Source organism: Paraburkholderia xenovorans LB400, from assembly GCF_000013645.1.
In the GTDB taxonomy this organism is placed as follows: domain Bacteria; phylum Pseudomonadota; class Gammaproteobacteria; order Burkholderiales; family Burkholderiaceae; genus Paraburkholderia; species Paraburkholderia xenovorans.
The window spans coordinates 2,793,988-2,820,362 of sequence record NC_007951.1; the positions used below are offsets into that span (position 1 = coordinate 2,793,988).

Genomic DNA, 26,375 nt, shown 5'->3' on the forward strand with positions numbered 1-26,375 from the left:
CACCCTTGACGCGGCTTTTCGTTCATATTAAAAGTCATATACCCCCACGCCCGCTCGATCAGCCAGAACATATATTTCGGAGAAGTCATGAGTCAGCAACGCGAGGCGATCGATACCTACCTGTTACGCGTCTTGCACACCCTGTTGATGGAGCGCAGCGTCACGCGCGCGGCCGTCAAACTGAATCAATCGCAACCCGCCATCAGCGCGGCGCTGCGCCGTTTGCGCGACATCACCGGCGACCCGTTGCTGGTGCGCGGCAAATCCGGCATGGTGCCGACGGAATACGGCCTGCGCCTGCTCGAACCGGTGCAGAACGCGCTGCGCGAGATCGAACGCATCAAGTTCCAGCAGCACAACTTCGATCCGGCCACCTCCATCCGTTGCTACCGGATCGGCTGCCCGGACTACCTGAACGTGCTGTTCGTGCCGACGGTGGTCGAGCGCTTTCGCCAGGCCGCGCCGAATGCGACGCTCGAGTTTCACTCGCTCGGACCGGCCTTCGACTACGAACTCGCGCTCGAAGACGGCAAGCTCGACATCGTGGTCGGCAACTGGCCGGAGCCGCCCGAGCAGTTGCACCTGTCGAACCTGTTCGTCGATCAGATCGTCTGCCTGATGAGCAACGCGCATCCGTTCGCCAAACGCGGCGGGCTCACGCTCGACCAGTACCTGAATGCGCCGCATCTTGCGCCGACTCCTTACTCGGTGGGCCAGCGCGGCGCGATCGACGTGCACCTCGCGCGCGAGCGGTTAAAGCGTCATGTCGTGGTTACGTTGCCGTACTTCAATCTGGCGCCGTACGTGCTGATCAAGTCCGATCTGATCTTCACGACCACGCGCCTCTTTGCCGATTACTACGCCAAATTCCTGCCGCTCACGGTCGTGCCCGCGCCGCTCGATTTCCCGCCGATGCAGTACTACCAGTTGTGGCACGAGCGCGTGCATTACTCCGACGAAGTGCGCTGGCTGCGCAGTCTGGTCGCCGAAGCCACCAGGACGTTGATCGACAAGCCTTAATGTTTTCGCATTCATGTGGGTTATCGGCGGCGCGATGCGTTTCATCACCGATAACCCTGCTCTCTCGCGTTACGCCGCTGCTTCGTAAAGCGTCTTCGCCAACCGGTTGTGTTGCTCGATGACCGGTCCGAGCTCCAGCGTCGTCAACTGCCCGTCCTTCACGACCACCTTGCCGCCGATCACGCTGTGGCTCACCTGTGACGGCGCGCAGAACACGAGCGCCGCAACCGGATCATGCAAAGCGCCCGCGAACAGCGGCTGACGCAAATCGAACGACACGAAGTCCGCCGCCATGCCCGGCGCCAGCGCGCCGATATCGTCGCGATTGAGCACCTTCGCGCCGCCGAGCGTGGCGATTTCCAATGCTTCGCGCGCGGTCATCGCGTCCGGACCAAAGCCGACTCGCTGCAGCAATAAAGCCTGGCGCACTTCGGCGACCATCTGCGCGCCGTCGTTCGACGCCGAACCGTCGACGCCGAGACCCACCGGCACACCGGCCAGACGCATGCGCCTGACCGGCGCGATACCCGACGCGAGCCGCATGTTCGAACACGGACAATGCGCGACGCCGGTGCCGGTGCGCGCGAACAGTTCGATGCCCGCGTCGTCGAGTTGCACACAGTGCGCGTGCCACACGTCGTGACCGACCCAGCCGAGGTCTTGCGCATACTGCGCCGGCGTCATGCCGAACTTCTCGCGGCTATATGCGACGTCGTTGACGTTCTCCGCCAGGTGCGTATGCATCGACACACCGTACTGCCGCGCCATGACCGCCGATTCGCGCATCAGATCGCGGCTCACCGAGAACGGCGAGCATGGCGCGACCACCACGCGTAGCATCGCGTAACGGCCTTCGTCGTGGTATGTCTCGATCAGGCGCTGCGTGTCTTTCAGAATGTCCGCTTCACTTTCGACCACCGAATCCGGCGGCAGGCCGCCGTCTTTCTGCCCCACGCTCATGCTGCCGCGCGCCGCGTGAAAACGCATGCCGATCCGGCGCGCCGCGGCGATGCTGTCGTCGAGCCGGCTGCCGTTCGGATAGATATACAAATGGTCGCTCGAAGTCGTGCAGCCGGACAGCAACAGTTCGGCCATTGCCGTCAGCGTCGAGATTTCGATCATCTCCGGCGTGAGGTTCGCCCACACCTTGTAGAGGCTCGTCAGCCAGCCGAACAACTCGGCGTTCTGCGCGGCGGGAATCGCGCGCGTCAGGCTCTGATACATGTGATGGTGCGTGTTCACGAGACCCGGAATCACCAGGTGGCCACGCAGGTCCAGCACGTCATCGGCCGTTTGCGGCAATTGCGCCGTCGGTCCGACCGCGACGATGCGGTTGTCCTCGATATACAGGCCGCCGTCGCGCAGTTCGCGCCGGGCGCCGTCCATCGTGACCAGCACGTCCGCATGCTTGACCAGCATCGTTTGCTTCGGCTTGTTCGTTCGATTGGCCGTTTGTTCCATCGTCATTCGTTTCTCCGCTTCATTGCTTCCGTGCAAAGCCGTTCGAACGCGATGTGACGGCACGCCACCGTGCCGCCGCGTCACGTAGAACGCCGTTGGCCCGGTTACCCAGCGTGTTTGCGCCGTCTTCGGGGTGGGTTGCGGCCGGATCGTCGCCGAGTCCTGTTTGCTGCAACGCACAGACGTAACCTTCGACGGCCAAAATAATGCTGGCAACTCACGCCAATGCGATACCCAACTTCACGCCGCCGATATAGTGGGCCTTTTTTGGCGCCGGTACGATCCGCCGGTAAGACGAATGCGCTGTCATGGTCGAAGGATTCGACGCATTGCGGCTTTCAGCAGGCTGTCTGTCATGCGCCAGGTATTATCTTTCCTATCTCGCGCGCGCTGAGCGGAACAACCTTTTTACAATGGCTGCCACGGCGCTCGTTTCAATTCGCCGACGGGTATGTAGCCACTGACGTGGAGCCTCGATCCGCCGCAAACGTATCTGGATCGGGCTGCCGCCGAAACCTCGCATTCACATAAGGAAAATTGCGAATGGGAAAGCTCACTACCCATGTGCTCGACACCGCGAACGGCCGTCCCGGCGCGGGCATCAAGATCGAACTCTTCGCGCTCTCCGGCGACACGCGCCGCGCGCTCAAAACCACCCTGACCAATGACGACGGCCGTTGCGACCAGCCGCTGCTCGAAGGCGACGCGCTCGTTCCGGGCGAATACGAACTCGTGTTCGGCGCCGGCGACTACTTCGCCTCGATCGGCACGAAGGTGCCGGAACCGCGTTTCGTCGATCGCGTCGTGTTGCGCTTCGGCGTGGCCGATGCCGGTGCGCACTATCACGTGCCGCTATTGGTGTCGCCGTGGTCGTACAGCACGTATCGCGGCAGCTAGGGAGACATCTGCCGCGAGCTGTCGGGAAAACGAGTTCGAGGTCGCGCCGCCTGACGATCGCTCGATTGCATTGCGCAGATGCTCGCCGAGAGACATGCGAGCACCCGCGAAACGCAATCGAGCGTACGCGGTTCCAGCGAACCCGATCCGGTCCGACCAAGCCAATAAGAAACGGCGCCGTGCGAACTGAGCGCACCGCGTCTTTCGCCCCGCAGTCCGCGCTCTGACGTGCCGCCCTGCCAACCACCCGCCAGCCGGGGTCCAGAAGGCGCAGAACGTCGTTGCGTGTACAACGAATCAGAAGTGGAGGAGTTTCATGGAAGGCTTTATCACAGACTGGTTGAATCTGGCGATTCGCTGGTTTCACGTCATCGCCGCGATTGCATGGATCGGCGAATCGTTCTATTTCGTCGCGCTCGACAACAGCCTGAAACCGCCCGCGGACCCGAACCAGCGCAAGCGCGGCGTGTTCGGCGAACTGTGGCACGTGCACGGCGGCGGCTTCTACAACATGCAGAAGTACACCGTCGCGCCGCCGGAAATGCCGGACGATCTGCACTGGTCGAAGTGGCCTTCGTACACCACGTGGCTGTCGGGCTTCGGTCTTTTTACCGTGCTGTATCTGTTTTCGCCCAGCACCTACCTGATTGACAGGAACGTACTGGATATGGGCCCGGTGGTCGCGGTCGCCTCGGCACTAGGCTTCCTCGCCGCCGGCTGGATCGTGTACGACTCGCTGTGCCGCATTCTCGGCAACAAGGACAAGGTACTCGGCATCTGCGTGGGCGTGTACGTGCTGATCGCGGCATGGCTCGCGTGCCATATCTTCGCGGGCCGCGCGGCTTATCTGATCATGGGCGCGATGCTGGCGACGATCATGTCGGCCAACGTGTTCTTCGTGATCATTCCGGGCCAGCGCAAGATGGTCGACGCCATGCTCAAGGGCGACACGCCGAACCCGATCTACGGCAAGCGTGGCAAGCAGCGTTCAGTGCACAACACGTATTTCACGTTGCCGGTGGTGTTCGCGATGCTGTCGAACCACTACGCGATGACCTACACGCATCCGTACAACTGGGCCGTGCTGCTGGTCATCATGCTGGCCGGCGCGCTGATCCGTCAGTTCTTCGTGATGCGTCATCGTGGCCAGGTGCTGTGGTATCTGCCGCTGGTCGGCATCGCGCTGATGTTCGTCGCGCTCTTCTGGACCATGCCGAAGCCGGTGGTTCCGCAAGCCCAGGCCGCGAACTCGCCGGTGCTCAAGGTGGCCGATATCGCGCCGGTGCTGCAGCAGCGCTGCGTGGCGTGCCACTCCGCGCATCCGACGATGATGGGCAGCGCGCCGGCCGGCGTGCTACTGGATACGCCGGATGAGATCTCGCAGAATGCACAGCGGATCTATCAGCAAGCGGTGACGCTGAAGGCCATGCCGCTCGGCAACGTGACGCATATGACCGACGACGAGCGGATGAAGATCGCCGCGTGGTTTGAAGGCGGTGCGGTGAAGTGATGAGCGGCTGGGCGTGCGGCCCGGCGTGGCGTGCCAAAAGATGAGCAATGTGAAGCGGGCTTTTCGCGCGAGCGGAAAGCCCCTTTTCTTTGGCCGCCTCACCGCCGGTATCTTGGACGCGAATCCAGTCGATCGCAGCCTTTGGGCTACAAAAACACTTAAATTCGCGCAATATGTAGCCCATGAGACACAAATATAAATGGCATTATTGTGCCTCATGGGCTACAATAATGTGAAAATCCGTTGAAATTGACGCCGTAGGGCTACAAATGACTAACCTCGCCGATGTATCGGACATGCTGAAGGCCGTGCGCCGCGAAAGCAATCTGTCGCAGGAGGAACTGGCGCACCGGGCAGGCGTCGCGCGCACCACCGTGGCGCGTATGGAAACGCTCGCCAAAAACGATATGAGCGTGTCCGTGCTCGTGCGCCTGCTCGAAGCGGCAGGCTACGACCTCAAGTTCGTCGCGCATGGACACGGGCGCACGCTCGAGGACATCCTCGCTGAACAACGCAATCCAGACGCGAACTCATGAGGCTCGACGTTCAGGTGCTGGGCAAGAACGTCGCCACGCTATTTCGCGAGCGCGACGACTACGTCCTCAAATACAACCGCGAAGCGAGCGCGGCGGACTTCGTCAGCCTGACCATGCCGGTGCGCGAAGAGGCCTGGCGCTGGCCGCGCGATCTGCATCCGTTTTTCCGGCAGAACCTGCCGGAGGGTTATCTGCTGAATCTGATCCGCGAGCAATTTGGTCCGTTGCTCGACGGCACCGACCTGTCGCTGCTGGCCGTGGTCGGCGCAATGGGGATCGGCCGCGTCACCGTGACACCCGAAGGCGTCGCGCCGGGCACGGAGTTGCAGGCGCTCGATGTGCAGGACATTCTGCACGGCGACAACACGGCCGAACATTTCGCGCAGCTCGTGCGCGAGTACGCGCGCGCGGCCATCTCGGGCGCCGTGCCGAAATTCATTGCGCCTCAGGGCGGTATGTCCAGCACGTTCTCGCCCATGCCGCTCGGCAAACCGACCATCCGGACGAGCCGCCACATCGTCAAAGGCTCGGACGACAACACGCCGTTTCTCGGCTTCAACGAGTTTTATTCCATGCGCGTGCTGGAGCGGCTCGGCGTTGCGCCGGTCGCGCGCACGCAGATGTCGGACGATGGCCGGGCCCTGATCGTCGAACGCTTCGACGTCGACGCGCAGGGATTGCCGGCCTACGGCGTCGAGGATATGTGCGGCCTGCTGGGTTTGCCACCCCATGAAAAATACAACTCGACCAGCGAGAAAATGCTCAAAGCCGCGCGAGCCTATCTGCTCGATCGCGACACCATGCGCTCACAACTCGAACATCTTGGCTGGCATTTACTGACAAATTACGTCGTACGCAACGCGGATTGTCATACGAAGAATGTGGCGTTGTTCTATACGTCGGTCGACGATGTCGCATTTACGCCCGTCTACGACATCGTCACAACGCAGGCGTACTCGCGTTTCGCGGCCAATCCGCCGGGCTTGCCGATCGACGGCCGCAAGACCTGGGCGGCCGGCAAAACGCTGGAGCGCTTTTTCAATACGCGCATGGGCATTGCGTCGCGTCAATACGCACAGATGGTTGAGGCGTTATGCGATTCGGCCGTCGCCGTCGGTCATGAATTGATCGAAGCCGCGCGCAATGAGCCGCAATGGCACGCCGTCGCGAAACACATGCTTCACGCCTGGGACGACGGCATGGCGTCCTTGCGCTCGCCGAGGAAGAGTCTGCAATTCAAGGGGCTCAAACCGGCGATCGAGGCTGCGGGTTTTTTCGCGCCTGAACCGGCGGAACGCGCGCGCGAAGTGATCGGGCACTCGCCGCTTCTTGCCAGGCGTAGCTAAACGCGAACGGCGGCGTCGCGCTACTTTGCGGTGGCTCGCCGCCAAAAACAAAGAACCCACAGCATCGGTGATGCTGTGGGTTCTTTTCAAGTCAGCCTGCGCGCTACGTCAAAGCGATAGAACTCAAACCGCCACCGCGCTCAACGCATCTTCCGTGAGCCACAACGACTCAGCCAGATCCTGCTCATTGAGATTGAGCCCCTCCCCGCCGCGATCGACAACGATAAAGTCGCTCACCTCACCCAACGCAATCAGCGGATGGTGCCACACGCCCTTCGCATAGTTCACGCCCTGCCAGCCGCTCGTCACGAACGCGCGAATCTTCGACGCATCCAGCTCGCCCGCCGGCGCCACGACCACCAGATACGGCTTGTCGTTCAGCGGCACGAACGCCTGGCTGCCAAGCGGATGCCGCTCGAGCATCTTCACCTCGAACGGCAGCGTGCGCGGCTGTCCGCGAAACAGGTTCACGAGCGTACGGCCGTTCTCGTCGGCGACGTCCACTTTCGCGAGATCGTGATAGCGGATCGTCGTGCCGAGGTTGATCGAGATCTGCTTCGCGCCTTCGAGTTCGATCACGTCGCCGAATGCGGCGAACGCTTCTTTCTTCAACGGTTCGATCGCGAGCGTTTTCATGATGCGAGCGTGCCCCACAGACGCAGACGCGACACGCCGCCGTCCGGAATGATATTGAAGCGTACGTGCGTCACCGGACCCAGTGCCGCGATTTCGCTTTCGAAATAATGCTGGTTGTCCATCTTCAGCTTCTGTTCGCCGAGCAGCACCGGCCAGAACATGGCTTGCGTGATCAGCGAACTGTCCGTGCCGCCCGTCACGTACGCGGCCTGAATCGAGCAGCGGTCCGGATAGTTGCCCTTGAAATGCGCCGTATCGACTTCGATCTTCCTGATCACGCCCGGCTGCGCCAGCGCGACGATCGCCCAGTCATTACCCGGCTCGCGACGGCGGCGCGTCTCCCAGCCGTCGCCCATGTTCACGCCGCGGCCCGGCATCAGAATCGTCGACGCGGCGCCGAAGTGCTGGTTGTTCGCGGCGACCAGATACGCGCCGTTTTCCATCGCGGCCAGGTCGAACTGCTCGGTGCGGCTCGCGCCGGCCCAGTCCACTTGCGGCTGACCATACACACGCAGACGCGCGATACCGCCGTCCGGGTAGATATTCACGCGCAGGTGCGTGTACGCGTTCGCGTCGCTGACTTCATGATAGTGGTGGCTATTGCCCTGCAACGTGGTCGACGCAACGATTTCGGTCCACTGTGTCGACTGATTCGGCACGCCGTCCACCACGCGCGCGGCTTCCACCGACGCCGCCGGCGGGAAATTACCCGTGAAGTGGCTGGTGTCGAGATCCAGTCCCTTGATCACACCCGGACGCGCCAGCTTCACCACGCACCAGTCATAGCCGGTGACGCGCTTGCGGCGCGTTTCCCAGCCGTCCATCCATTTGCCGTTGTCGTCGTACTTGCCCGGAATGAAAACGGCCGGCTCCGGATTCAGCATGCGCTCCTTCGGTGCGAAGAAATCGTCGCTGGCCTCGAGCGCCTGCGCGCCCAGACGCGGGTCCGCCAGGTTCACATAGCGGCGCGTGAATTCCGGTGCGTTGGGGTCGAGAATCGGGAGTGCCATTTTTGTCTTCCTTGATATTTGCCAGTGCGGAGAAAACGTTTCGGTTCGATGTTCGCGACGCGTGGTTGAACCTCACGCGTCGATCAGGTCGTCGAGCCGGAAACGTGCGATGCGGTAGATCTGATCGAGGCTCGCGCGCAGTTCTTCGGCGCGGCTGTTGTTCACGCGTGCCTCGAAGTTCGCAATGATGCCGTGACGGTCATAGCCGCGCACGGCGAGGATGAACGGAAAGCCGAACTTCTCGCGATAAGCGGCGTTCAGCGCGAGCAGCTTGTCGAATTCTTCCTGCGTGCATTGTGCGAGCCCGGCGCCGCTCTGCTCACGCGTGGATTCGGCCGTCAGTTCGCCGCGCACGGCGGCCTTGCCCGCGAGTTCCGGGTGAGCGTTGATCAACGCCAGTTGCCTGTCTTCGCCGGCCGTCTCGACCACGTTCGACATCTTGCGATGCAACTCGTCGATGCTGGCGAACGGCCGTTGCTGCGCGGCAATTTCCGCGACCCACGGCGAGTGCTCGAAAATGCCCGACAGCGCTGCCACGAACGCGTCGGTCGAGATACTGTTGAGTTGGTCCAGAGTGTATTGCATCGCCTTCATGCCGCTGCCCCGCGGTTGTCTCGTTGGTAAGGATGATGTTCGCGCCAGTGGAGCGCAATGTCGACGCGCCGCGTCACCCACACGCGATCGTGCTGTTCGATATGATCGAGAAAACGTTGCAGCGCGCGAAAACGACCAGGCCGGCCAAGCAGACGGCAATGCATGCCGATGGACAGCATCTTCGGCGCTTCGTCGCCTTCTTCGTAGAGCACGTCGAATGCATCGCGCAGATACGTGAAGAAGTGGTCCGCCGTGTTGAAGCCTTGCGGGCTGGCAAAGCGCATGTCGTTGGTGTCGAGCGTGTACGGCACGATCAGTTGCGGCACCGTCGCGCCGCCGGTAACGCCCACGTCCATCCAGAACGGCAGATCGTCGCCGTAGTAGTCCGAGTCGTAGAGGAAACCGCCGTATTCGGCGACCAGACGACGCGTATTGGGACTGTCGCGACCGGTGTACCAGCCGAGCGGACGCTCGCCTGTCACGCGTTCGATCGCGGCCATGCCCAGACGCATGTGCTCCGCTTCTTTCTCCGGCGACACGTCCTGATAGTGAATCCAGCGATAGCCGTGGCAGGCGATCTCATGGCCGAGTTCCACGAAGGCGCGCGCCAGTTCCGGATGCCGTTCGATCGCCATACCTACGCCGAACACCGTAAGCGGCAGGCCGCGCTTTTCGAATTCGCGCAGGATGCGCCACACACCCGCGCGCGAGCCGTATTCGTAGATCGACTCCATGCTCATGTGGCGAGCCGGATAAGCCGCGGCGCCGACGATTTCCGACAGGAACTGCTCCGAGCCGGGATCGCCGTGCAACACGCAGTTTTCACCGCCTTCTTCGTAGTTCAGGACGAATTGCACCGCGACACGCGCTTGCCCCGGCCAGTTGGCCTGCACCGGGTGGCGGCCGTAGCCGGTCAGATCGCGTGGGTAGTTCGGGTCGAGTGGCATGGTTTGACGAATGCGTGGTGATGGTACGTAAAATTCGCGTGGAACTCACGCGGCAGGCACGTGGGGCTGGCGCGAGATGCATGCTGCGTATATCTCGCGCCGGCGCGGGTCGTAAAACACCGGAAACAGCACGTTAAGCGGCAGAAAAAAGCCTTTCAGGCACCCCGCGCCGAGTTGGACCAGTGTAGCGAAAACACCCGGACCCGCCCATACACCCGGGCAGATAGTGCGTGTCACACTGAATGTATGTGCCGCCCTGCTTCCGTAGTGTTTACCCGCAACGGATCGGGCGTTGCCGCATTCTCCGGTGCGCTCGCGGAGGAAACGCCGGCAGAACCACGCGGTGGCAACGCATCCGGATCGGCCTCAGCCGGACTGAAGGACTCCAGCGCGCCGTCGTAACGCTTGGGCAGCGGCCGCGCGTAGTCACCGCGCTTGGCTGTCGAAAGACGCAGCGCGACCAGCGCCTCGGTCCATTTCACCGCTGCGGTCACACCCTCGATCACCGGCGCGCCGAGCGCGTCTTCGATCTCCGCGCACAGTTCGGCCATACCCGCGCAGCCGAGCACGATCGCGTCCGAACCGTCCTCGTCGAGCGCGCGGCGGCATTCGTCGAGGATGATGCGGCGCGCCGCCGAGCCCGGCTTGTCGAGGTCGAGCACGGCGACGTCGGTGGCGCGCACGTTACGGCAAAACCGCTTCATGCCGTAGCGCTCGGCGAGGTGCCACGCCATGCCGCATGTGCGCGCCAGCGTGGTCACCACCGAAAAGCCCGGCGCGAGCACGCTGGCCGCGTGCATCGCCGCCTCGGCGATGCCGATCACCGGCCCTCGCGCCAACTCACGCGCCGCATAGAGACCGGGATCGCCGAAGCAGGCGATCACGTAGCCATCGCAGCCTTCGCGCTCGCCGGCGGCGACCTCGGCGAGCAAACCCGGCGTCGCGAGTGCTTCGTCGTAATAGCCCTCGATCGACGGCGGTCCCATTGTCGGATTCACGGCGATGACTTCGGTGCCCGGCGCGGCCACTTCACGCGCGCAGCGGCCCATCGCCTCCGTCATGCGTTGCGTGGTATTCGGGTTGATCAGTTTGATGCGCATATCGACTCCTGTTGCATCTGCAAAATTCAGCGTGCAATCACGCGATAGAACAGCGCGGCGAGCCCGGCGCCGATGAACCACGAGAAGTTCGCCATACCGTCGAGCGAGGGCACCATCACGCAGATCACCGCGATCACGGCTGCCGGCAGCAGCGCGGCCACGGCCCGATAGTTCACGCCGTTGCGATACCAGTACGAGCCGGTGGGCGCGACCGTGTACAGATCGTCGAGAACGATTCTCTGACGCTTCACGAGGTAGTAATCGACGATCAGTACACCGTACAAAGGTCCGATGAAGCTGCCGAGAACGTCCAGCGTGTAGTGAATCACGGCCGGGTTGTTGAACAGATTCCACGGCGTGATGAAGATCGACGCCACCGCCGCGAGCATACCGCCCGCGCGCCAGCTGATCAGGCGCGGCGCGACATTGGAAAAGTCGAACGCGGGCGAGACGAAATTGGCGACGATGTTGATGCCGATCGTCGCGATCGTGAAGGTCAGCGCGCCGAGAATCACCGCGGTCGGGTAGTCGATACGGCCCACGGTTTCGACCGGGTCCGTGATCAGCTCGCCGAACACCGGCAGCGTGGCCGCGGTCGTGATCACAGTCACCAGCGAGAAGGCCAGAAAGTTGACCGGCAGCCCCCAGAAGTTGCCACGCTGCACGCTGCGAAAGCTCTTGCCGTAGCGCGAAAAGTCGCCGAAGTTCAGCATGGGTCCGGAGAAGTACGACACCACCAGCGAAGTCGCCGTGATCATCACCGGCACGACCTGCATGCCGTGATATTTGACACCGCCCAGATTGATGCCGATGTTGCGCCACCCTGCGCGATACACCATGTAGCCCGCGAGAATGAACATCACCACGTAGACGGCCGGCCCGGCAAAGTCGATGAACTTCTTGATGGTCTCCATGCCGTGCCAGAACACGAGTGCCTGCAAGACCCACAGCAGCATGAAACCGGCCCAGCCGAGCGTGGAGAGCCCCATGAAGCCGTGATGATGAACATCGGCATAAGGCAGCAACTGCGGAACGAACTTCAACACCACGATCACCAGCGCGCTCGACGCCAGATAGGTCTGAATGCCATACCACGCAACCGCGATCAGGCCGCGAATCACCGCGGGAATATTCGCGCCGAGCACGCCGAAAGTCGCGCGGCATGCGACCGGATAAGGTACGCCGTTCGCCTGGCTGGGCTTCGCGATCAGGTTGCACAAGAGGTTCACGATCGTGATGCCGACCAGCAGCGCGATCAGCACCTGCCAGCTCGTCAGGCCGAGCGCGAACAGACTGCCCGCGAACACATAGCCGCCGACGCTGTGCACGTCCGACATCCAGAACGCGAAGATGTTGTAGGCGCCCCAGGTTTGATGGCGCAACGGCGCGAGGTCTTCGTTATAGAGCCGCTCGCTGTAGCCTGCCGGCATCGACGGATCGCCGGGCGCGCCGCCGTCGGCGTAAGCGGGAATTGCGGGACTGCCGGGCGCTGCACTGAACTGAGCCATGATTCCTCCTTGGGATAGGGACCATCGATAGCGAATCGAAGGACGTTGCATCGGCCATGCCAGTCGCGCGCGCTCTGTCCGCTCGGAACAAAGGACATGCAAACCGTTGGTTGGCCGTGCCACGGATGTCTCCGTACTGAAGTACTTGTGGTTATCGCACCGCCGGCAGCCGCGGACCGCCGGCGATGCGTTGCTGCTACTTCAGGTCCGCCTCCCGGCGGCGGACACGCGTGCGCAAGCCGGCAGCGCTCACGCCGAGCCGCCTTGCAACGCCTTGATTCGTTCAGTTCAGTTCAATTCAGTGCGGCGCGCACCACTAAAGCGCGCACGCCGGCCGCCTGCCTCAGACTGGCGCGGACTTTGTCGTGGGTGAATCTCCAGGCGCACCGTTGAGTGCGCCGAATACTTCACGCAGATCGGCCGCGCCGCGGGCGGGGCGGTCCAGCATCTTCAACTCGACGCTTTGCAGATGGCGCGACATCAGTGCCGCCGCCTCTTTCGCATTGCCGGCGTCGAGCGCGGCGAGAATGGCTTCGTGGTCCTCGAACGAGCATGGGCTGCGTCCGAGCGACTCGTACAGCGCGGAAATCAGCGTGGAGCGCGCCACCAGTCCGTTCAGGCAGTCGCACAACACGGTGTTGCCGGTGAGCCCCGCCAACTCGGTGTGAAACTCGCCCGACAGGCGAATCCACGCCGGAAAATCACGCGTTTCGAACGCCTTGCGTTCCCGGCCGATCATGCTGCCAATGCTCTTCAAACGCCGCACGCCGTGACCGCTGCAAATCTTTTCCACCACCGCCAGTTCGATGATGCGGCGCATCTCGAATACTTCATGCACTTCCTGCAACGACGGGCTCGCCACGAACGCTCCGCGATTCGGTTCGAGATCGACGAGGTGGTCGGTGGCCAGTTGCGCTAGCGCCTGGCGGATCGGGCCGCGCTTCACGCCGAATACTTCGCACAACTGCGCTTCTGTCAGCTTGGCGCCCGGCGCGAGCCGATGCTCGAGGATCGCCGCGCGGATGCGCTCGGCGATCGCTTCGGGTTTCGAACTGTTGGCGGCGGACTCTGTGTCGGACATGATGTTCGTCTCGGTATGTTGGTCATCATAGGATGGACATAAAGATTGTCAACAATTTTTGATTTTAATTTTGACAAATTTTACGGTAACGGTGGGCGGTGTGTCTGTTGACTTTGGGTCTGGCTCGGCTCCGCAGCCCGTCCTGTATATGGAATGGGTTTAATCAAGGTGGAATGACAGCGTCTCATGTGAGCGCGTTTTGTCAACAAAATCGCCGGACCTTCACGGAGCATCCTGTTGGCGGCCGTCTTTTGATATGACCGTTAGTTGCGATATTGAACTGAAAGAAAACGGGCGATTGCCCGCTTCCCTTCTCTGCCGCTTCAGGCGAGGTATGGATAGTCCGACAAGCTCAGTCTGAATCCGTGTGCGTCGGCAACCAGATGCGCGTTCGCGCCAACCGGCAGCGTCAGCATGTTGCGAACATGCCCGAATTGCAGGCCGGTGACGATCGGAATGCCGATCACCGACCTCGCCTGCTCGATCACTGCATGCAGATCGTAGCCGTTGTCGTAGTCGTACGCTTTGGCGCCGGAGAAGTCGCCCAGCACGAGCGCCTGTTGCTGCGCGAGGATGCCGGACAGGTGCAGTTGATAAATCATCCGCTCGACCCGGAACGGCTGTTCGTTGACGTCCTCGATGAACAGGATGCCGCCCTTCACCGGCGGCATATACGGCGTGCCGATCAGCGAGACCAGCACCGCCAGGTTACCCCCCCACAACATGCCCGAGACGTCCACCGGCTGCGCCTGCGGCGTGTTGCTCGAAACCGTCATGGTCGGCTTTGTCAACGCGGACCAGAAGTGCTGCATGGTGAATTCGCTGAGTTCCTCAGCGCCGAAGTCGCTCATCACCATCGGGCCGCCGAAGGTCTTCACGCCGGCGCGCGCCAGCAACGCAAGCTGGATCGCGGTGAAATCGCTGTGCCCCACCAGAGCGACCGGCTGATCGGTCAACCGCCGTTGCAGCCCTTCGTAGTCGAGCCCGTGCAGAATGCGCACCGCGCCGTAGCCGCCGCGCACGGCCAGCACGATGTCCGGCAACTCGCGCGACGGGTCGGCGAGCCGGTTCAGATCGGCGGCGCGCTGGCCGTCCGTGCCCGCGAAACGCTGGTAGCGGCGCTTCGCCGCCTCCGCGCCCTCGACACGATGTCCCTGCGCATGCAAACGTTGCAGCGCGCGATGCAGCACCTCCGGATCATGCGGATACCCGGACGGAGCGATCAGTTCGATGGTGCGATGGACGGCCATGAGCGAGGACCTTATTGAACGTGGTTGTTTCAGGGCGCTTTCGCCGGGCCCGCGTCGGCACCTGCGTCGGCACCCGCTTCGGCACGTGCCGACACGCGCGCTTCGCGGCTTGCGCGCCGCCGTTCGGCAAAGAACGCTTTGAGCGCCGCGCCGCATTCGCTTTCGAGCACGCCGCCGGTCACCGTGGTGTGATGATTCAGTTGCGGATTCGCGAACGCATCGACGACACTGCCACACGCACCGGTTTTCGGATCGCGCGCCCCGAATACGACACGGGCGATGCGCGCGTGCATGATCGCGCCGGCGCACATCAGGCACGGCTCAAGCGTCACGTAAAGTTCGCAGCCCGGCAAACGGTAGTTTTCGACAGCCTGCGCCGCGGCGCGCAACGCGACCATTTCCGCATGCGCAGACGGGTCGTGCGCCCCGATTGGGTGATTGAAACCTTTGGCGATGACTTCGTCGCCTCGCACGAGCACCGCGCCGACGGGCACTTCGCCGATGGCGCGCGCCTCTTCGGCGGCAGCTTGTGCGAGCGCCATGAAGCGGCGATCGCGCTCCAAGACCGCGGATGATGCGGGCGAATCGCCGGGCACGGACCCGGCCGCTGCCTCCATCATGGCGGCGGTGCCGGAATCCATCGCGATCGGTTCGGCGACGCCATTCGCCGAGGCTGAAGAACTCATGGCATCCGGCGCTTCGTGAGATTTGAAAGAATCTGAAACCGGCACCGTGGAAGGGGCAAGCGGCTCGCTCACGGCGAACCCGCCTCTGCCGTATCGGGACTGCCGGCGCGCTCCGACAACCGCTCGGCGATCCGCCGACAGTATTCGCGTGGCAGAACCAGCGGGCCGCCGCGCAGTGATTCAAGCGCCATATCGAGCGCCAGCATGCGCGCCTGAAGCCGGCAGCGGGCAGCCCGGTCGCTCACGGCATTCAACTCCGCTCGCAGGTCGCGCAACGCGCGCAACTGCTCGACAGCGGGCGGCACGAAACCCGCGTTCTTCAAAATCCGGTTGGCGACGCGCACTTCTTCGGGGACCAGCGCATCGTCGCCCAGGGATAGCGGCGCGCCCGCGCCCGGTAACTGGTCGAACTCGCCGCGTGCGGCTGCGGCGGCAATACGCTGTTCGACTAACGCATCAAGCAATTTCATCTGCGATCCACTACGTTGCGGCCCAAGCATTCTATCAGGCAGCGCACGATCGTTCCGGCTCTCCAGCCGACGAAACCTCCTGCGGCATGCGGCTTCGAGCCGTCGCATTTCAACAGGTCAGCATCGCCTGGGTGCCGCAGAGCGCTATGACCCGTGATCGGCCAAAGGCCACCGCGCCAGCAGGACATGGCGCGTGCGCCCGAGCAGACTGTGCACCAGCGCGAACTCGCGCACATTCCAGCACACCGGCTCGATAGGGCGTGCGGCGGCCCACGGCATGCCATACGCCAGCGTGACGTGCGGCGTATAGTCCACCGCGGCCGGCGCGGCGTGCTCGCCGAAATCCGCGTTTTGCAGTTCGCGGCACAAAGCGTCGTGCAGCCTATGCAACCCAACCACACCCTCGCCGCCTGTCAGCACCAATGGTCCCGGTCGAGGCTTCGAGGCAAAGCTCACCACCGTGTCGAATTCGACGCTGAACGGCTCCATCCTGATTGACGCAGCAGCTTTCATCGCCGCGTCGACTCGCGCTTGCGGCAAACCTCCCACGAAATTGCCGAGGTGCTGCAAGGTGACGTGCAAGCGGGCCGCCGCGAGCGGCTTGCTGCGCGCGCGCGTCTCCGCGCAAAGCCGTTGCGCCAGCTTCGAGATGCCGGCCGCTGTATTGGCGTCTGGAAAGACGGCAAAAAACAGGCCGTCTGTCGGCGTTGGCGGCGCCTCGAGCCCAGGCAACCAGAATTGTTCAGGCATGGAGTTCCTGACCAGATAAAGCCGGCATGTAAATGAATCCCCGTTCATTGCACAGGCTTGCCTGAGCGCCTGATCGATTCAGACCACCCGACTATGCGAAGCTGTGCGATCGCCTTGCTACGACAAGCCCCGGGATTAGCAAGGTGTATGCGGGCCGCCGGAAACGCGCCGTTATTCGGCGGGTACTCATTTCCCGTTATAGCGCTTGCGCCTCGCACTCAAACCGATCGCGGTGACCAGCCCGTGCACAATACTGTACATTCATACAGTACAAACAGCAACGGGAACTGGTGAAAAAACAGGAAGAAAATCTGGAAGTATCAGCCGCGGCCAAAATGCTGCCGCGCGCAGGCTCGAACGCGTTCCATATGTTGTGCTGCCACGTCCGCCGGCAGTTCAGGCGCGATCTCGTCGAAATGCAGGTGCTCGATCAACTCGAAACCGGTGGAACGGAGCACATGCGTATCCTGCAGAACCTGCACGGCGTTCCAGTTTCCGCTCTTCACCAGGACCGGCAGCGGCGCACCCGAGCAGGTGATCAGCACAGCCTTCTTTCCGCCCAGCAGTCCGCGCACCACGCCATGACTGGACTCATAGGCGAAACCGCGTGCAAAGACCCGGTCGATATACCCCTTCATCATGGCCGGCATCGACATCCACCAGAGCGGATAAATCACAGTGAGGGCGTCGGCGGCGCGAATTTCATCCTGAGCCTCGGCCACATCGGCACAGACAGGGTGTTTGTCGTTGGCTGGCGACAACTCCTGCGCGTTGAGCGCCGGGTTGAATCCCATACGATAGAGGTCGTAAGTACGCTGGGTATGTCCGAGCTTTTCGAGTTCATCGGTATAGGCACGCGTCAGTCCCATCGTGAAGCTGTTTTCGACGGGGTGAGCTACTACGGCAAGATGTTTCATCTCTTCCTCCCAGACAGGTGAACGGCAACGCGCCCGGCTGAAGGTTCGCTATGGCATACGCGATTTGAGCCGGATCGTTTCGCCGTCGACCGTGAATACACCGTATCCACGGTGGTGGATGGTCTTCGGATTACGCTGCCGCGGATCTCGCCATGCTTTCAGCACCTCCACCACGAACAGGTTGTACCGGTTCACCAGCCGCGTATCGACCACCTTGCATTCAAGGTTCGCGAAGCACTGCGCCACAAGTGGCGCAGCCACGCATTCGGCCGGCAGCGGCGTCAAACCGGAAGCGTCGAATTTATCGACGATCTCGCGCCCGCTGCAATTGCCGATCTCGACCACGGCCGAGGCCAGTTCCACGGCCGGGATGGCGATGACGCACTCCCGCGTTGCGCGCAACGCGGCGAAACTGTAGTCGGCCTGGCTCACCACGCACGCCACGAGTGGCGGCACGAATTCGACCATCATGTGCCAGGACATCGTCATGACATTGGCACGGTCCTTATGGCGCGTCGTGAGCAGTACGACCGGCCCCGGTTCGAGCAGTTGGTAGACCTCCGCGAGCGGTACTTCTTTCATTGTCCGCCGCGCCGGACCGTCGCCCGTTTCAGCACGGCCCGCCTCTGCGGCATGCGCCCGAACATGGCAATCGTGACAAGCGTAGAGACGGCCAGAAATCCCATCATCATGATCTGCGACTGCATGGATATTCTCCTCGTGAGTTAGAACGCCCAAGGCCCGATGTTCGGGGTCCAGCAGGAAATGTAGGCGTCTTGACTATTGCCACGTTGACTCACGTCAAGAACGGAATGCGCCGACCACGAAGATGGCAGTGCCGCGCGCGGCAAGTGCGAGCGCACGGGCAGGTGAAACCGCATTGACGTTGGCATGGGCACTGGTGGCGCCGGGAGCACAAGCCGAAGATTACGAAATGCCTCACCGCAACTCACCGTTACGGGATCGAGCCGGCGAATGCGGCCTCGCGCGATCGTAACGATTCCGTCAGACGGCGGATCAGCCGCGACCTGGCCCCTATGGAGTTTCAACTTGACCTGAGTCAATTGGCCGGACGGGCAGCGGCTCTATCTTCAGCAAACGCAACATAGATAGCCTCGCGATCTCCGGCTTCGCCTTCTCCATCCGGATGCAGTTCAAACGAACGAAAAATATGGACCTATCGAAACACCGCACGCAGGCGCTGCTCGTGCTGGTCGCCGTCACGGCAGCCGGCATCGTGGCGTGGCGCTGGCCGGTGCTGTTCGGCTCGCATGCCGATACGACTCATATCGTGGTGTCCGGCAACATCGAGGCCCACGAAAGTGTCCTGAGCGTCACTCAGGTGCAGGCACCCATTGTTTATCTGCCTTTCGACGAAGGCGCTTATGTCCGACGCGGCACCGTGCTCGCGCGCGTCGACGATCGCCTGTATCGCCAGCAGACGGAAATCGACCGTACCAATCTGCAGGTGGCCACGGCGCAGATCAGCGCCAATGAAAGCACCCTGGCCGCGGCACGCAACAATGTCGTCAGCGATCAGTTCGATCTCAGCGAAAAGCAGCTCGACCTGGGGCGGGCGGAAAACCTGGTGAAGGGCAACGCCATTGCGCGCCAGACGCGCGACCTCGCCTTCACCGCCGAACGGCAATCCGCCGCGACGCTGGCGCACGACAAGGCGCTGGTGGAAGTCGCGAGCAACAACATCGCGCTCGCGCGCGCGAACCAGGCCGCGGCGGATGCGAAGCTCAAGCTCGACGAAGTCATGCTCTCCTACACGGTGCTGCGCGCGCCATTCGACGGCGTGATCGCGGTACGCGAGGCGGAGCTCGGCCAGCTCGCGGGATCGGGCGTCGCCATCTTCACGCTAGATGAACTCGATCACGTCTGGCTGCGCGCGTATGTGAACGAGCCGGATATCGGCAAGGTTCGTCTCAACGAGGCCGTCACCGTGACCACCGACACCTACCCCGGCAAGACGTATCACGGACGCATCAGCTTCATTTCTCCGCAGGCCGAATTCACGCCCAAAACGGTCGAGACGCACGCCGAGCGCGTGACGCTCGTCTATCGGGTTCGCATCGATATCGACAACCCCACGCACGAACTGCTGCCGGGCATGCCGGCCGATGCGTCGATCGCCTTGCTGGCGCCCGGCAAATGAGCACCGCCGCGGCCGTGACCGCGATCCATGTACGCGACCTGGTCCGCAGTTTCGGGGCCGTGCAGGCGGTGCGCGGTGTCAGCCTCGATATCGAGCGCGGAGAAATCTTCGGCCTGGTCGGCCCCGACGGCGCGGGCAAGACCACCATCATGCGCATGCTGGCGGGCGTGCTGCGACCGGACGCCGGCGAGATCTCGCTGGAAAATATCGACGTGATAGCGAAGCCGGAACTCGCGAAAGCGGCGCTCAGCTATATGCCCCAGCGTTTCGGCCTGTACGAAGATCTGACGGTCGCCGAGAACATTTTTTTCTACGGCGAACTGTTCGGGGTGTCGCGCAAAACCAATCGAACCCGCAGCGGCGAACTTCTCGAGGCCGCCGGGCTCGTGCCGTTCCGGGATCGTCTCGCCGGGCAGTTGTCGGGCGGCATGAAGCAGAAACTCGGCCTGGTTTGCGCATTGATTCACACCCCGCGCGTGCTGCTGCTGGATGAGCCGACTACCGGCGTGGACCCGGTGTCGCGGCGCGATTTCTGGGCGATTCTGTACAACCTGCGCGAAAGCGGCGTCACCATCGTGCTGTCCACCGCTTATATGGACGAAGCCGAACGCTGCTCGCGGCTCGCGCTGCTGCATACCGGGCAAATCCGCCAGTGCGATACGCCGTCACGGCTGAAGCAGACCATGCCGGGAGCCCTGTTCGCAGTCGTCGCGGCAGACCCGCGCGCGGTACACGACGCACTCGTGGATGCGCCCGGCGTGCTCAGCGCATTACTGATGGGCGACCGTGTGCACGTGCGCGTCGACGACGCGGCGCGCCGTCTGCCGGAGTTGCAGGCACGGCTTGCCGCGCGCTCCATTGCGAACGCAACCGTGAGTTCCATCGAGCCGGGCATCGAAGATGTTTTCGTCGCGCTCGTCGGGTCGGGAAGCGCAACATGAGCGCCGCGGCTCCGGTCGTGGAGGCGGTCGGCCTGACCAAACGATTCGGCGCGTTTACTGCGGTCGACGGGCTCAACCTGTCCATCGCCCAAGGCGAGGTCGTCGGCTTCATCGGTCCGAACGGAGCGGGCAAGTCGACCACCATCCGCATGCTGTGCGGGCTGCTTTCGCCCAGCGCCGGGCGCGCCTGCGTGGCCGGCTTCGACGTCGGCACCCAGGCCGAGGCGCTACGCTCGCATATCGGCTACATGTCGCAGAAGTTCTCGCTATACGGCGACCTGACCTGCCGCGAAAACCTGCGCTTTTTCTGCGGCATCTACCGGGTTCCCCGGCGCGAAATCGCCGAGCGTATCCAGCTTGCCATTTCGACCGCGGGACTCGAAGGGCGTGAAGATACGCTGGTGCGCACGCTCGCGGGTGGCTGGAAGCAACGGCTCGCGCTCGGCTGTGCGAATCTGCACCACCCGCCCGTGCTGTTTCTCGACGAACCGACCTCAGGCGTCGAGCCCGAGGCGCGCCGCCGGTTCTGGGACCTGATTCACGGCCTCGCCGCGGGCGGCGTGACAGTACTGGTGTCCACGCATTACATGGACGAGGCGGAATACTGCCACCGCATCGCGCTGATCGATGCGGGCCATCTGGTGGCAATCGGCAGCCCCAGTGAGCTGCGCGAACAGAATCTCGGGGGCAACCTGTTCGAGGTGGCATGCACGCCGCTGGGCGCGGCCCTCGCCGCGCTGCGCGAAGCGCCCGAAGTGATCGACGCCGCGATCTTCGGCGACAGGCTGCACGTGCTGATGCATCTGGGTGCGGCTAACACCGTGCTTCAGCAGTTTCTCGCAGCCCGGCATATCGAGGTGACGAGCGTGCGCGCCATCCGCGCCAGCCTCGAAGACGTGTTCGTCCAGCTGGTCACCCACGCGGACAAGGGAGTGCACTCAACATGAGCCTGCGGCGTCTGCTGGCAATGGCATTCAAGGAAACGCTGCAGATCTGGCGCGATCCGCGCAGTCTCGCCATCGCGCTGCTGATGCCGCTGCTGCAGATGGTGCTGCTCGGCTACGGCGTCAGCCTCGACATCCGGCGAGTGCCGCTGTGCATCAACGACGAGGAGCACAGTCAGCTCAGCCGCGAACTGGTGCAGGACTTCGTGTCGTCGCACTGGTTTTCCGCGGTTCGGAACGTGGACAACGAGCGTGCGCTGCGCGATGCGATGGATCGCGGCACGTGTGCCGGCGTCGTCACCATTCCGGTCAATTTTTCGCGTGTCTTCACCACGACGGGTACGGCCTCGGTGCAAACCGTGTTCGATGCGACCGACGCCAATACGACCAACATTGCGATCGGGTACGCGCAGAACGTCGTCGCGCGAATCACGGCCGCGTTCCAGACGCGCTGGCAGCAGTCCCACGGCATACCGGCACAGACCGTGGGAGCGGTCGATCTCGAACCGCGTGTCTGGTTCAACGAGACGCTCGACAGCCGCAATTTCATCATTCCGGGCGTCGTCGCGGTCATTCTCGCGCTGGTCGGCGCGCAGCTCACGTCGCTGACCATCTCGCGCGAGTGGGAACGCGGCACGATGGAGCAACTCATTTCCACGCCGGTCACCGCACTCGAAGTGATGCTCGGCAAGCTGCTGCCGTACTTCGTGATCGGGCTCATCAACGCGGCATTCTGTCTGCTGAGCACGGTGTACTGGTTTCACGTGCCGTTGCGCGGCAGCGTGGGCACGCTGATCGCCACGACCGCGCTGTTTACGCTCGTCGTGCTCGGCATCGGCTATCTGGTGTCGGTGCATATCCGCAGCCAGCTCGGCGCGAGCCAGGTGGCACTGCTGCTGACCATGCTGCCGACCAGCATGCTGTCGGGCTACACGTTCGCCATCGACCAGATGCCCGCGCCGATTCAGGTCGCCACGCTGCTCGTCTACGCCCGCTACTACATCACGATCCTGCGGGCCGTGTTCCTGAAAGGCAGCACCATTCCCGATCTCGCCATGCCGATTCTCGCTCTGGCTGTGTATGCGCTGGCCATTATCTGGATCGCCTCACGGGCGTTCCGCAAACATCTGGACTAGCACATCATGTTCGACCGTCTGCAGGTCATGTTGATGAAGGAGTTCCTCGAACTCAAGCGCGACCCGTGGGCGATATTCCGGCTGGTCGTGCCGCTCCTGCTGCAGGTGATCATCTACGGCTACGCCGCGACTTTCACCGTCAACCACGTGAGCCTCGCCGTACTCGATCTGGACCATAGCCAGGCGAGCCGCAACCTCGTCTCGCATTTCGTCGCCACGGGCAAGTTCGACGTTGTCGATAACGCCACGACGGCCGGCGCGATCACGCATGACATCGATAGCGACAAGGCGACGATGGCGCTCGTCATTCATGCCGGATTCGCGCAGTATCTCGGCAACGGCCAGAGCGCGCCGCTGCAGGTCGTGGTGGACGGCACCAACTCCAACACGGCGCTGATCGCGCTCGGCTACGTCAGCCAGATCGTCGCGCAATTCCAGACGGATCAGATGGCTGACCAGTGGTCCAATTCCACGGCGCCGGCGCCGCCCACCGTTGACGTGACGCTGCGTGAAAGACCCTGGTACAACGATACGATCGACGACCGCTGGTTCTTCATTCCAGGCGTGGTCGGCACGCTGACGCTGATGCAGGTGGTCAGCCTCACGGCGTTTGCCGTGGTTCGTGAACGCGAGATCGGCACGCTGGAGCAGATCATGGTCAGTCCGATCAAGCCGGTCGAATTCATTCTCGGCAAGACCGTGCCGTTCTTCCTGATCGGTCTCGGCGACGTTGCTCTCGTCACCGCGGTCGGCATAGGGTGGTTTCGCGTGCCGTTCGTCGGCAATCCGTTCGTCATGCTGGTCGGTGCATCGCTTTTTCTGCTCGCCGCACTCGGCCTGGGTTTGCTGCTGTCCACCTTCTCGCGCACGCAGCAACAGGCATTCGCGCTCAATTTCTTTCTCATCAATCCGCTCTTCATTCTGTCGGGTTTTGCGTTCCCTATCGCCGCGATGCCCAAAGTGCTGCAATGGATTACGCTCATCAACCCGCTGCGCTACTTTCTGGTCGTACTGCGCTCGGTATTCCTGAAGGGCACCGGCTTTGCGGTGCTATGGCCGCAACTCGCGGCAATGGCGGCGCTCGGCGGGATCATGCTGACGCTGAGCGTCCTGCGTTTTCGCAAATCGCTCGACTGAATCGCAGCTTCTGTGCGATGGGTTCCGGTTGTGCACGGCCTGGCGGACGATTCAGTGCTTGAGTATGCGTCAGTACGTCAACGCACCTGCAAACAAGTCCGGATCCACGCCCTGACGAGCTGACGATTCCCCGAGATTGCAAGTGAGCACGTTTCTTTCAGCCTGCATGGCGAATCTGATGTCGGGACATCTTTCATACGCGCGTTCCGTATAGGGCGTACGCGGACTTTTGCCAGCCCGGTTGACGTGCCGCAACGAACCCGTCACGTTGAAAAACCACCACGCCCGGCAGACGAATCCAGCACGAGATCGGCTATTTATCGACCTCGCTGCGTTGCAGCCCCGAGTTTCTTGACATTGCTCAAGCGTGGACGGCCGTTCTTTCATGAAGATATGACTTACCGCGACCGATCGCATGGCAGTCGGCCCGCTCAAACTCGAACGAAGTCGTCCATCGACCGATCATGACCATCACGCTGAACGACAGGAATCCACGCCGCGCCGCCCTGCGCACGCGACTCGCCGGCTGGCTGCGCGGACCGACTTTCCGACGGGATATCGTTATCGTCCTCGCCATCAAGTTCGCATTACTGATGGTGCTCAAGTACACCTTCTTCAATCATCCTCAGGCGGAAAACATGTCGCTGCCGCCCGAGCAAGTCGCGCAGGCGCTGCTCTCCGTGCCTGCCTCGCATCCGTCCCAAGGTGATCAACATGCCCGTTAGCGAAGTCGTAGAACTGTCGCGCCTCCAGTTCGCCATCACGGCGCTTTATCACTTCCTGTTCGTCCCGCTCACGCTCGGCCTGTCCTGGCTGCTCGTCATCATGGAATCCGTCTACGTGATGACCGGCAAGCAGATCTACAAGGACATGACCCAGTTCTGGGGCAAGCTCTTCGGCATCAACTTTGCAATGGGCGTGACCACCGGTCTCACGCTCGAATTCCAGTTCGGCACCAACTGGTCGTACTACTCGCATTACGTGGGCGACATTTTCGGCGTGCCGCTCGCCGTCGAAGGCCTGATGGCGTTCTTCCTCGAATCCACCTTCGTCGGCCTGTTCTTCTTCGGCTGGAAGCGGCTCTCCAGGGTGCAGCACGTGATCGTGACGTTCCTCGTCGCGCTCGGCTCGAACCTCTCGGCGCTGTGGATTCTGGTGGCCAACGGCTGGATGAACAATCCGGTCGGCGCCACCTTCAACTACCAGACCATGCGCATGGAACTCGACAGCATCTTCTCCGTGCTGTTCAATCCGGTCGCGCAGGTCAAGTTCGTGCACACCGTCTCCGCCGGCTACGTGACGGCCTCGATGTTCGTGCTCGGCGTGTCGTCGTGGTATCTGCTCAAGCGCCGCGACACCGAATTCGCACTGCGCTCGTTCGCGATCGCCGCCGGTTTCGGCCTTGCGTCCACGCTGTGCGTGATCGTGCTCGGCGACGAATCCGGCTACCGCACCGGCGAAGTCCAGCAGGTCAAGCTCGCCGCGATCGAATCCGAATGGGAAACCGCGCCCGCGCCGGCCCCGTTCACGATCATCGGGATTCCGAACCAGAAAGAAGAGCGCACCGACTACGCGATCCGGGTTCCCTACGCGCTCGGCCTGATCGCCACCCGTTCGCTCGACGAACCCGTGGTCGGCCTGAAAGACCTGATGGTGCGCAACGAAGCGCGCATCAGGAACGGCATGCTGGCCTACGCCGCGCTGCAGAAGCTCAAACAGGGCGACGTCACCGACGAAGCCAAAGCCGCCTTCGACGCGCACAAGCAGGATCTCGGCTACGGCCTGATGCTCAAGCAGTTCACCGCGAACGTCACCGACGCCACGCCGGACCAGATCACCCAGGCCGCGAAGAAAACGATCCCGCCGGTAGCGCCCGTGTTCTTCTCGTTCCGGCTGATGGTGGGCCTCGGCATCCTGTTCCTCGCCACCTTCGTGCTCGCCTTCTGGTTCTGCGCGCAACGTTCGCTGCTGCTGGAAAAGCGCCGCTGGTTCCTGCGCTGGGCGCTGTGGGCGATTCCGCTGCCCTGGCTCGCGGCCGAATTCGGCTGGATCGTCGCCGAGGTGGGTCGTCAGCCGTGGACCATCGCGGGCATTCTGCCGACTAACCTGTCGGCCTCGAGTCTGACCGCGGGCGACCTGTATCTGAGTATCGGCGGCTTCGTGGTGTTCTACACGGTGCTGTTCATCATCGAAATCATGCTGATGTTCAAGTACGCGCGGCTCGGTCCTTCTTCGCTGCACACGGGCCGCTATCACCACGAACAACCGTCACCGGATCAGCCGCTGGACAACCGGCCGCTGCCGACCAGCACGGTCGCCTGATTCGCCGCCACCGAG

27 protein-coding genes are annotated in these 26,375 nt (G+C 62.6%); 12 read left to right on the plus strand and 15 right to left on the minus strand.

Annotated elements, in window-relative coordinates; translation table 11 throughout:
• The first annotated feature begins 87 nt into the window (after nucleotides 1-87).
• Nucleotides 88-1,020, plus strand: coding sequence for a LysR substrate-binding domain-containing protein (locus tag BXE_RS12345; protein ID WP_007181594.1), 933 nt, complete (start codon nucleotides 88-90; stop codon nucleotides 1,018-1,020).
• A 69-nt stretch (nucleotides 1,021-1,089) separates the two neighbouring features.
• On the opposite strand, the gene BXE_RS12350 is transcribed toward BXE_RS12345, so the two are convergent.
• The gene (locus tag BXE_RS12350; RefSeq protein WP_011488632.1) at nucleotides 1,090-2,487 is read right to left on the minus strand and encodes an 8-oxoguanine deaminase; all 1,398 of its coding nucleotides are present in this window, start codon (nucleotides 2,485-2,487) and stop codon (nucleotides 1,090-1,092) included.
• 537 nt (nucleotides 2,488-3,024) lie between these two features.
• Between BXE_RS12350 and uraH the strand changes: the two genes are divergently transcribed.
• The 4 genes from uraH (at nucleotide 3,025) to BXE_RS12375 (ending at nucleotide 6,770) form a co-directional block, all read left to right on the plus strand.
• Nucleotides 3,025-3,378, plus strand: a complete 354-nt coding sequence (gene uraH / locus BXE_RS12360) for a hydroxyisourate hydrolase (protein WP_011488634.1) — start codon at nucleotides 3,025-3,027, stop codon at nucleotides 3,376-3,378.
• Nucleotides 3,379-3,694: 316 nt separating this feature from the next.
• Nucleotides 3,695-4,888: a urate hydroxylase PuuD gene (locus BXE_RS12365; RefSeq protein WP_011488636.1), complete on the plus strand. Its 1,194-nt coding sequence runs from the start codon at nucleotides 3,695-3,697 to the stop codon at nucleotides 4,886-4,888.
• Nucleotides 4,889-5,157: 269 nt separating this feature from the next.
• Nucleotides 5,158-5,424 (plus strand): helix-turn-helix domain-containing protein, encoded by a 267-nt coding sequence (locus tag BXE_RS12370; protein WP_011488637.1) that lies wholly within the window; start codon nucleotides 5,158-5,160, stop codon nucleotides 5,422-5,424.
• Nucleotides 5,421-6,770, plus strand: coding sequence for a type II toxin-antitoxin system HipA family toxin (locus BXE_RS12375; protein WP_011488638.1), 1,350 nt, complete (start codon nucleotides 5,421-5,423; stop codon nucleotides 6,768-6,770). The genes BXE_RS12370 and BXE_RS12375 overlap by 4 nt, the downstream gene beginning before the upstream one ends.
• 123 nt (nucleotides 6,771-6,893) lie before the next feature.
• Here the strand turns inward: BXE_RS12375 and BXE_RS12380 are convergent, their stop codons facing one another.
• The 14 genes from BXE_RS12380 to BXE_RS47895 form a co-directional block, all read right to left on the minus strand.
• Nucleotides 6,894-7,406 carry an ureidoglycolate lyase gene (locus tag BXE_RS12380; RefSeq protein ID WP_011488639.1) on the minus strand — a complete coding sequence of 171 codons (513 nt, stop codon included), beginning with the start codon at nucleotides 7,404-7,406 and terminating at the stop codon, nucleotides 6,894-6,896.
• Complete coding sequence (alc, locus tag BXE_RS12385; RefSeq protein ID WP_011488640.1) at nucleotides 7,403-8,416, minus strand: allantoicase; 1,014 nt, start codon at nucleotides 8,414-8,416, stop codon at nucleotides 7,403-7,405. Before alc ends, BXE_RS12380 begins: the two co-directional genes overlap by 4 nt.
• 72 nt (nucleotides 8,417-8,488) lie before the next feature.
• Nucleotides 8,489-9,010, minus strand: a complete 522-nt coding sequence (gene uraD, locus BXE_RS12390; RefSeq protein WP_007181588.1) for a 2-oxo-4-hydroxy-4-carboxy-5-ureidoimidazoline decarboxylase — start codon at nucleotides 9,008-9,010, stop codon at nucleotides 8,489-8,491.
• Nucleotides 9,007-9,957, minus strand: a complete 951-nt coding sequence (puuE, locus tag BXE_RS12395; protein ID WP_011488642.1) for an allantoinase PuuE — start codon at nucleotides 9,955-9,957, stop codon at nucleotides 9,007-9,009. Before puuE ends, uraD begins: the two co-directional genes overlap by 4 nt.
• Before the next feature lie 233 nt (nucleotides 9,958-10,190).
• Nucleotides 10,191-11,057: an aspartate/glutamate racemase family protein gene (locus BXE_RS12400; RefSeq protein ID WP_011488643.1), complete on the minus strand. Its 867-nt coding sequence runs from the start codon at nucleotides 11,055-11,057 to the stop codon at nucleotides 10,191-10,193.
• A gap of 26 nt (nucleotides 11,058-11,083) precedes the next feature.
• On the minus strand, nucleotides 11,084-12,565 hold the full coding sequence (locus BXE_RS12405) for an NCS1 family nucleobase:cation symporter-1 (protein ID WP_011488644.1): 1,482 nt from the start codon (nucleotides 12,563-12,565) through the stop codon (nucleotides 11,084-11,086).
• Nucleotides 12,566-12,908: 343 nt separating this feature from the next.
• The gene (locus tag BXE_RS12410; RefSeq protein WP_011488646.1) at nucleotides 12,909-13,646 is read right to left on the minus strand and encodes a GntR family transcriptional regulator; all 738 of its coding nucleotides are present in this window, start codon (nucleotides 13,644-13,646) and stop codon (nucleotides 12,909-12,911) included.
• A gap of 323 nt (nucleotides 13,647-13,969) precedes the next feature.
• Entirely contained in the window at nucleotides 13,970-14,896 is a 927-nt protein-coding gene (gene ldcA, locus BXE_RS12415; RefSeq protein ID WP_011488647.1) for a muramoyltetrapeptide carboxypeptidase, read from the minus strand.
• Between the two features lie 29 nt (nucleotides 14,897-14,925).
• Entirely contained in the window at nucleotides 14,926-15,516 is a 591-nt protein-coding gene (gene tadA / locus BXE_RS12420) for a tRNA adenosine(34) deaminase TadA (RefSeq protein ID WP_011488648.1), read from the minus strand.
• Between the two features lie 134 nt (nucleotides 15,517-15,650).
• A complete protein-coding gene (locus BXE_RS12425) occupies nucleotides 15,651-16,052 on the minus strand; it encodes a DnaJ family domain-containing protein (protein ID WP_011488649.1) in 402 nt (133 codons plus the stop codon).
• Between the two features lie 144 nt (nucleotides 16,053-16,196).
• Nucleotides 16,197-16,802: a 2'-5' RNA ligase family protein gene (locus tag BXE_RS12430; protein ID WP_011488650.1), complete on the minus strand. Its 606-nt coding sequence runs from the start codon at nucleotides 16,800-16,802 to the stop codon at nucleotides 16,197-16,199.
• A 320-nt stretch (nucleotides 16,803-17,122) separates the two neighbouring features.
• On the minus strand, nucleotides 17,123-17,719 hold the full coding sequence (locus BXE_RS12435; RefSeq protein WP_011488651.1) for an NAD(P)H-dependent oxidoreductase: 597 nt from the start codon (nucleotides 17,717-17,719) through the stop codon (nucleotides 17,123-17,125).
• Nucleotides 17,720-17,767: 48 nt separating this feature from the next.
• A complete protein-coding gene (locus tag BXE_RS12440; protein WP_011488652.1) occupies nucleotides 17,768-18,301 on the minus strand; it encodes a flavin reductase family protein in 534 nt (177 codons plus the stop codon).
• On the minus strand, nucleotides 18,298-18,426 hold the full coding sequence (locus tag BXE_RS47895; RefSeq protein WP_267886351.1) for a hypothetical protein: 129 nt from the start codon (nucleotides 18,424-18,426) through the stop codon (nucleotides 18,298-18,300). The genes BXE_RS12440 and BXE_RS47895 overlap by 4 nt, the downstream gene beginning before the upstream one ends.
• A gap of 464 nt (nucleotides 18,427-18,890) precedes the next feature.
• On the opposite strand from BXE_RS47895, the gene BXE_RS12445 reads away from it, so the two are divergent.
• The 7 genes from BXE_RS12445 to BXE_RS12475 all read left to right on the plus strand — a co-directional run bounded on the left by BXE_RS12445 (nucleotide 18,891) and on the right by BXE_RS12475 (nucleotide 26,360).
• Nucleotides 18,891-19,880, plus strand: coding sequence for an HlyD family secretion protein (locus tag BXE_RS12445; RefSeq protein WP_038457831.1), 990 nt, complete (start codon nucleotides 18,891-18,893; stop codon nucleotides 19,878-19,880).
• Complete coding sequence (locus tag BXE_RS12450; RefSeq protein ID WP_011488655.1) at nucleotides 19,877-20,821, plus strand: ABC transporter ATP-binding protein; 945 nt, start codon at nucleotides 19,877-19,879, stop codon at nucleotides 20,819-20,821. Before BXE_RS12445 ends, BXE_RS12450 begins: the two co-directional genes overlap by 4 nt.
• Nucleotides 20,818-21,768 (plus strand): ABC transporter ATP-binding protein, encoded by a 951-nt coding sequence (locus tag BXE_RS12455; protein ID WP_011488656.1) that lies wholly within the window; start codon nucleotides 20,818-20,820, stop codon nucleotides 21,766-21,768. The genes BXE_RS12450 and BXE_RS12455 overlap by 4 nt, the downstream gene beginning before the upstream one ends.
• Nucleotides 21,765-22,901, plus strand: a complete 1,137-nt coding sequence (locus tag BXE_RS12460) for an ABC transporter permease (protein WP_011488657.1) — start codon at nucleotides 21,765-21,767, stop codon at nucleotides 22,899-22,901. The genes BXE_RS12455 and BXE_RS12460 overlap by 4 nt, the downstream gene beginning before the upstream one ends.
• Before the next feature lie 6 nt (nucleotides 22,902-22,907).
• Complete coding sequence (locus tag BXE_RS12465; RefSeq protein WP_011488658.1) at nucleotides 22,908-24,038, plus strand: ABC transporter permease; 1,131 nt, start codon at nucleotides 22,908-22,910, stop codon at nucleotides 24,036-24,038.
• A 464-nt stretch (nucleotides 24,039-24,502) separates the two neighbouring features.
• Complete coding sequence (gene cydP / locus BXE_RS12470) at nucleotides 24,503-24,763, plus strand: cytochrome oxidase putative small subunit CydP (protein WP_011488659.1); 261 nt, start codon at nucleotides 24,503-24,505, stop codon at nucleotides 24,761-24,763.
• Nucleotides 24,753-26,360 carry a cytochrome ubiquinol oxidase subunit I gene (locus BXE_RS12475; RefSeq protein WP_011486685.1) on the plus strand — a complete coding sequence of 536 codons (1,608 nt, stop codon included), beginning with the start codon at nucleotides 24,753-24,755 and terminating at the stop codon, nucleotides 26,358-26,360. Before cydP ends, BXE_RS12475 begins: the two co-directional genes overlap by 11 nt.
• Nucleotides 26,361-26,375 lie beyond the last annotated feature (15 nt).

What these genes read in the sequence shown, in the direction of transcription:
- puuE (WP_011488642.1), bottom strand. Translation starts at nt 9,957, where the DNA reads ATGCCACTCGACCCGAACTACCCACGCGATCTGACCGGCTACGGCCGC.
- BXE_RS12455 (WP_011488656.1), top strand. Translation starts at nt 20,818, where the DNA reads ATGAGCGCCGCGGCTCCGGTCGTGGAGGCGGTCGGCCTGACCAAACGA.
- BXE_RS12445 (WP_038457831.1), top strand. Translation starts at nt 18,891, where the DNA reads ATGGACCTATCGAAACACCGCACGCAGGCGCTGCTCGTGCTGGTCGCC.
- BXE_RS12475 (WP_011486685.1), top strand. Translation starts at nt 24,753, where the DNA reads ATGCCCGTTAGCGAAGTCGTAGAACTGTCGCGCCTCCAGTTCGCCATC.
- BXE_RS12440 (WP_011488652.1), bottom strand. Translation starts at nt 18,301, where the DNA reads ATGAAAGAAGTACCGCTCGCGGAGGTCTACCAACTGCTCGAACCGGGG.
- BXE_RS12375 (WP_011488638.1), top strand. Translation starts at nt 5,421, where the DNA reads ATGAGGCTCGACGTTCAGGTGCTGGGCAAGAACGTCGCCACGCTATTT.
- BXE_RS12410 (WP_011488646.1), bottom strand. Translation starts at nt 13,646, where the DNA reads ATGTCCGACACAGAGTCCGCCGCCAACAGTTCGAAACCCGAAGCGATC.
- BXE_RS12465 (WP_011488658.1), top strand. Translation starts at nt 22,908, where the DNA reads ATGTTCGACCGTCTGCAGGTCATGTTGATGAAGGAGTTCCTCGAACTC.
- BXE_RS12345 (WP_007181594.1), top strand. Translation starts at nt 88, where the DNA reads ATGAGTCAGCAACGCGAGGCGATCGATACCTACCTGTTACGCGTCTTG.
- BXE_RS12370 (WP_011488637.1), top strand. Translation starts at nt 5,158, where the DNA reads ATGACTAACCTCGCCGATGTATCGGACATGCTGAAGGCCGTGCGCCGC.
- BXE_RS12380 (WP_011488639.1), bottom strand. Translation starts at nt 7,406, where the DNA reads ATGAAAACGCTCGCGATCGAACCGTTGAAGAAAGAAGCGTTCGCCGCA.
- BXE_RS12435 (WP_011488651.1), bottom strand. Translation starts at nt 17,719, where the DNA reads ATGAAACATCTTGCCGTAGTAGCTCACCCCGTCGAAAACAGCTTCACG.
- BXE_RS12365 (WP_011488636.1), top strand. Translation starts at nt 3,695, where the DNA reads ATGGAAGGCTTTATCACAGACTGGTTGAATCTGGCGATTCGCTGGTTT.
- BXE_RS12400 (WP_011488643.1), bottom strand. Translation starts at nt 11,057, where the DNA reads ATGCGCATCAAACTGATCAACCCGAATACCACGCAACGCATGACGGAG.
- BXE_RS47895 (WP_267886351.1), bottom strand. Translation starts at nt 18,426, where the DNA reads ATGCAGTCGCAGATCATGATGATGGGATTTCTGGCCGTCTCTACGCTT.
- BXE_RS12425 (WP_011488649.1), bottom strand. Translation starts at nt 16,052, where the DNA reads ATGAAATTGCTTGATGCGTTAGTCGAACAGCGTATTGCCGCCGCAGCC.
- BXE_RS12350 (WP_011488632.1), bottom strand. Translation starts at nt 2,487, where the DNA reads ATGACGATGGAACAAACGGCCAATCGAACGAACAAGCCGAAGCAAACG.
- uraH (WP_011488634.1), top strand. Translation starts at nt 3,025, where the DNA reads ATGGGAAAGCTCACTACCCATGTGCTCGACACCGCGAACGGCCGTCCC.
- tadA (WP_011488648.1), bottom strand. Translation starts at nt 15,516, where the DNA reads ATGATGGAGGCAGCGGCCGGGTCCGTGCCCGGCGATTCGCCCGCATCA.
- cydP (WP_011488659.1), top strand. Translation starts at nt 24,503, where the DNA reads ATGACCATCACGCTGAACGACAGGAATCCACGCCGCGCCGCCCTGCGC.
- BXE_RS12430 (WP_011488650.1), bottom strand. Translation starts at nt 16,802, where the DNA reads ATGCCTGAACAATTCTGGTTGCCTGGGCTCGAGGCGCCGCCAACGCCG.
- alc (WP_011488640.1), bottom strand. Translation starts at nt 8,416, where the DNA reads ATGGCACTCCCGATTCTCGACCCCAACGCACCGGAATTCACGCGCCGC.
- uraD (WP_007181588.1), bottom strand. Translation starts at nt 9,010, where the DNA reads ATGAAGGCGATGCAATACACTCTGGACCAACTCAACAGTATCTCGACC.
- BXE_RS12460 (WP_011488657.1), top strand. Translation starts at nt 21,765, where the DNA reads ATGAGCCTGCGGCGTCTGCTGGCAATGGCATTCAAGGAAACGCTGCAG.
- BXE_RS12405 (WP_011488644.1), bottom strand. Translation starts at nt 12,565, where the DNA reads ATGGCTCAGTTCAGTGCAGCGCCCGGCAGTCCCGCAATTCCCGCTTAC.
- ldcA (WP_011488647.1), bottom strand. Translation starts at nt 14,896, where the DNA reads ATGGCCGTCCATCGCACCATCGAACTGATCGCTCCGTCCGGGTATCCG.
- BXE_RS12450 (WP_011488655.1), top strand. Translation starts at nt 19,877, where the DNA reads ATGAGCACCGCCGCGGCCGTGACCGCGATCCATGTACGCGACCTGGTC.